3 protein-coding genes are annotated in these 4,452 nt (G+C 47.2%); all 3 read left to right on the forward strand.

Going from position 1 to position 4,452, the window contains the following annotated elements; genetic code table 11:
* Window positions 1-1,547: hypothetical protein (locus tag GXO74_08720; protein NOZ61753.1), on the forward strand; the 1,547-nt coding region annotated here is incomplete at its 5' end.
* Window positions 1,548-1,575: 28 nt separating this feature from the next.
* Entirely contained in the window at window positions 1,576-2,481 is a 906-nt protein-coding gene (locus GXO74_08725; protein NOZ61754.1) for a serine/threonine-protein phosphatase, read from the forward strand.
* Window positions 2,482-2,498: 17 nt separating this feature from the next.
* Window positions 2,499-4,452 (forward strand): protein kinase (locus tag GXO74_08730; GenBank protein ID NOZ61755.1); only part of this gene is annotated, 1,954 nt, incomplete at its 3' end.

Consider the following 4,452-nt stretch of genomic DNA (forward strand, 5'->3'; position numbering starts at 1 on the left):
ATCGTGTAGGTTTGTTTTTTTCTGTTGCTGTCATTCTCATTTTGGCGTTGGTCATTTTCAAATTTGCAAAGCAATTGTCGATTGCCCAGCAGAAGCCGGAAAAATTGGAAATCACAAACAGCGTGTTTTTTCAGCAAACCAACGACCCAAACACTGGAACAATAATGAATGAAGCGGATGCCTCGGCGCCGTTTCACTCGATTGCAGCGGCGGACTTTAACGGTGACCATTTTGTCGATGTCGTGTTTTTTGACAAATTGGGGTATTTGACAATTGTCAACGGGCGAACGAAACGAGATTTGTGGGAACGGGGAGCGCGCGTTCGGGGATTGGCAAATTCGACTATCGCTCTGGACGATTTGAACGAAAATGGCCTGAATGATATTGTTGTCGCTGGATTCAATACAGTTATTTCCGCTTTCGAGGGCAAAACCGGCATGGAATTTTGGTCGAGTCAAATTTTGGGCGGAGAATTTACGGGCACGCCCATCGTCGGCAAGCTCAACTCTGACCCCTATCCCGACGTGTTTGTCGCCAGCAGACAGGGCGTTTTGGACATTGGAATTGGCAATTACGGCGAAGCGGCGTGGAAATCGTTGAATTTGAAAATGAATATTTCCACGCCGCCGATTGCAGAGGATGTTGACGGCGACGGCCTGCCGGAAATCTTTTTTGCGAGCGAGACCGGAAAAATTTTCTCGGCAAAGTTGACTAAGGATTCCCTTTCCGTGAAAACTATTGCTGATTTGTCCCAAATCAGTGATTTGAAAAAGTCGCGGATAATTAATCTTTTCGTTTTTGCGGATGCGGATGGCGACAAAAAAACGGATGTTTTGGCGCTGTCTGATGAGAATGCGCTTATTGCGATTAACATGGACAGCGGCGATGTCGTCCGCGCGAAAAAATTACCGCTGGCGGCGGATTCCAGCCAGACCGCCGTTGCCTTAATTCACGAATTCGGCAAAAGAGAAATGAAAAAAATTGTGACGGCAACTTTTAGCGAGATGAAATGTTTCCCATTGAACGCAATTTTTGCCGGTGACAACGCGGATGCCGACTGGACAAGTCATTTGTCCCAAGGGAAATTTTTGCCGCGCCAAATGGCAGTGGCGGATGTCGATAAGGACAAAATTCAGGACGTGATCGTTCCGATATTGCCCCCGGGAATTGCCGTCATCAGCGGTAAAACCGGGAAAGCGCTCACGTCGTATGTACTAAAATCGAGGGATGGCACGTTCCCGGTTGGCTCGCCGGTCGTGGCAGATTTTAATAATGACACTTTCATTGATATTTTGCAGCGAATGAGCGACAACAGTTTTCAACTCTTTTCCACGAATAGCCGCGTTCCCGGCGGAGCCGTTCTTTGGGGACAAATGAAAGGGAATAGCTTTCAGAACATGGAGGCAATAATTCGACTGAAACCGAAGTGGTTTTTTCCGGCAACTATTTTACTGGCTTTTTTGTTGATTTTTGTGATTTTCGCGGTCAATTTTGTCGTGATTGAACGGCGAAGATCGTTATTCCCCCACGAGATTGCGAGTGAATGAGAACGGTTTGAGGGCGCTGAAATATAAAATGGAATTCGAAATCGCAGTAAAGACAGATACCGGAAAAGTTCGCGCGGTGAACGAAGACTATGTCGCTTTTGATGAGCGAATGCGGCTGACGCTTGTTTGCGATGGCATGGGCGGCCATCGCGGCGGGGAAAAGGCCAGCCGTTTCGCCGGACAATTCATTTTGTCATTGTTCCAATCTTTAGAGCGATCAATCATTGAAAAAATCACCGGTGACGTCCCGGAAAATTTGCCGGAAAAAGTGCGGCGGCTCATCGCAGCGATTCGGTTGACCAATCGGAAGTTGTTTCAGCTTTCCGGGGAAAATGAAAATTTGCGCGGCATGGGCGCTACCCTGGCGGCGCTGCTCATTGGCGAAAATTTTTTCGCAGCGGCAAACATCGGCGACAGCCGCATTTACCGGGTTCGCAGGCAAAAGATTGAACAAATTTCCGTGGACCATACTTTCCTGAATGAACTGGTTTCTGACGGCGAAATCTCGCCGCAGCAAGCGGAGAAAATTCCGCGGGCGAACGTAATCACGCGGGCGCTGGGGCTGGAACCGACAGTGAAAATCGATATTCGTGTGGCGCCGGCAAATGCTTCCGAGCTGTTTCTGCTCTGCACGGACGGCTTGACGCGCGCTCTTTCTGATGAAGAAATTTTGCGCATTGTTCAGTTCAATCGGGATCATCTGGCTCATTTGGCGCAGCATTTGGTCGACGACGCCGCTATGCGCGACGGTGCGGATAATATCAGTGTCGCTGCTGTGAAATGGAAAAATCGCGCCGCCACGTCGGATGAAATATCTGCTAATTTTTTGATTGTCCCGGAGGAGCCGAGAAGCATTTTGAAAACTGAAGATCGTTTTTGGCGGCGTCAACGTCACAATGAGAAAATAAATCAAATTTTTCAAATTGTCAAATAAAAAAAGGGGTTCGATTCGTGACACTGCAAAAAAAACAACCACAGTTGCAAGCGGAAGATTTAGTCTTTGAGTTGCTTGCTGAATTGGGGCAATTATACCTTGAGCTGGGCAAATACGATAACGCCATTGCCAAGCTCAAACTATTAGTTGAATTGGACGAAAGCGACGCCTCGGCGTCCTTGAATCTCAGTCGTGCATATTTGCTTAAAAAACAATTTGACAGCGAAGCCCTATCCGCTTTTGAACGGGCGCTGAAATTGAATCCAGACGATGCAGAATTGGCCGCTACGACTACGCGTTTGTATCTGGAAAAAAAGCGCGACGACGACGCTGCCTTGGCTGTTTACGCGAAAACGTTGCGGAAAGAGGATGACAAAAATGTTGAAAAATTAGCGCGGGAAATTTTGAACGTCCTTTCGCAAAGAAAAACTCACGCCAGAGCGCACGATTTTATCAATAGATTCCGTGAAAACGAGAGTCGTTTCCGTCTGCTCGTTGCCCTGTACGTGAAAAAAGTCTGGGAAGAACGTCAGTTTGACGAAGCTGATAAATTGTTGAAAAGTTTGCTCAACGAAGAAGCAAATGCCGTCTGGAAACATCTCTATTTGACAAATTTGTGGAAAATAGCGATAGTTGCTCCGGATAACTTGCAACTTAGCGCTACGGATTTAGACTGGTTCAAGGAATTGGTCGGGGAACGGCAGATTTTCGATTCTCTGGCGGATGTTTATCATTTTCTCGCTGTCAATCGTTTGTTTCAAAGATTTCCCGTCAAAGCAGACGCATCTCATCAGCCCGCTATTGAGGAATACGAACTGTTTATTTCCGGAGACACTTTTTCCAATATCTGGGATTTGGGTTTGAATAAGCGGGAAATTTCCGGTGTTAATCTGGGGCTGGATGACAAAATTTTGCTGGAGAAAATGAGACCTCTGATGGACACGCCTGCTGAAAATAAAGAGAATCCGCAGTCGGAAGTAGTGCGGCAGTCCAATTGTCTGTTCGTGTTGCGCACGGATCAGGGCAGTATGCCCGGGCTCAGAAAAACTATCAAAACGATTTTTGAAGGAAGTCCGGCGGCTGAAAAGCCATTCATTCAGGCGTTTGAGGCGCGGGACGGTTTCATCGTTTTTGGCGGCAATATCGAAAAATTGACCGGCGTCGCCAAAAAATTAGTCAAAAAACAGGAGCAGGTCAACGAGACGAACGGCAATCACCCGTCGCCGCTGGAAATCGTAATCAATTCCATCGCTCTGGCGCCGCAGGACAGGTACGCAAAATATCTTTTCGATGATTTGGAAGTAGCGCTTTCGCTGTTTGCGCGCGATGAAACTTTCCTGTTGGCGGACAGAATTAACAATCATGAAACGGCAAAAACTTCACAGATTTTTGTCACAGAATCGGTGCAACATTTGCTGGCAGAAAATAAAAAAGACGCATCTGCACTGCCGGCGAAATTTGAGTTACGCCACCCGGCGTCTGCGGAGGCGGTGCCCATTTTCAAATTGAATGTCCACGATGCGCTGGACAAGATCGAAAATGGGGCGCTCAAGTCCGTGGGAAAATTTCAGGTGAATCAGGAATTGCACCAGAATCAGATTTTTTCCAGTTTTAAAGCAGTGGATTCCATGCTGGAGCGGCTGGTTGTCTTAAAAGTGCTGAAGCCCGGCTTTGAAATTGACGACGATCCGGAATTGACCAAAAAAACTTTTCTCGAACAGGCGCGTCGTTTGGGCCAGCTCACGCATCCCAATATCGCGCTCATTTACGATATTGGTGAAGATCATCAACTCCAATTTTTTGCCAGAGAATACGTCGATGCGGGGAATTTATCTGTGCCCAAGGAATCTGGTCAAAAAATTGATTGGAAAAAGTCGCTAAAACTGGGACTGAGTTTAGCGGACATTCTCGCTGCCGTCCACAAAAAAGCAGTGATTCACGGCAGATTGAAACCGGCGAATATTTTCGTGA

This window comes from Calditrichota bacterium (genome assembly GCA_013152715.1).
In the GTDB taxonomy this organism is placed as follows: Bacteria; Zhuqueibacterota; Zhuqueibacteria; order Thermofontimicrobiales; family Thermofontimicrobiaceae; genus 4484-87.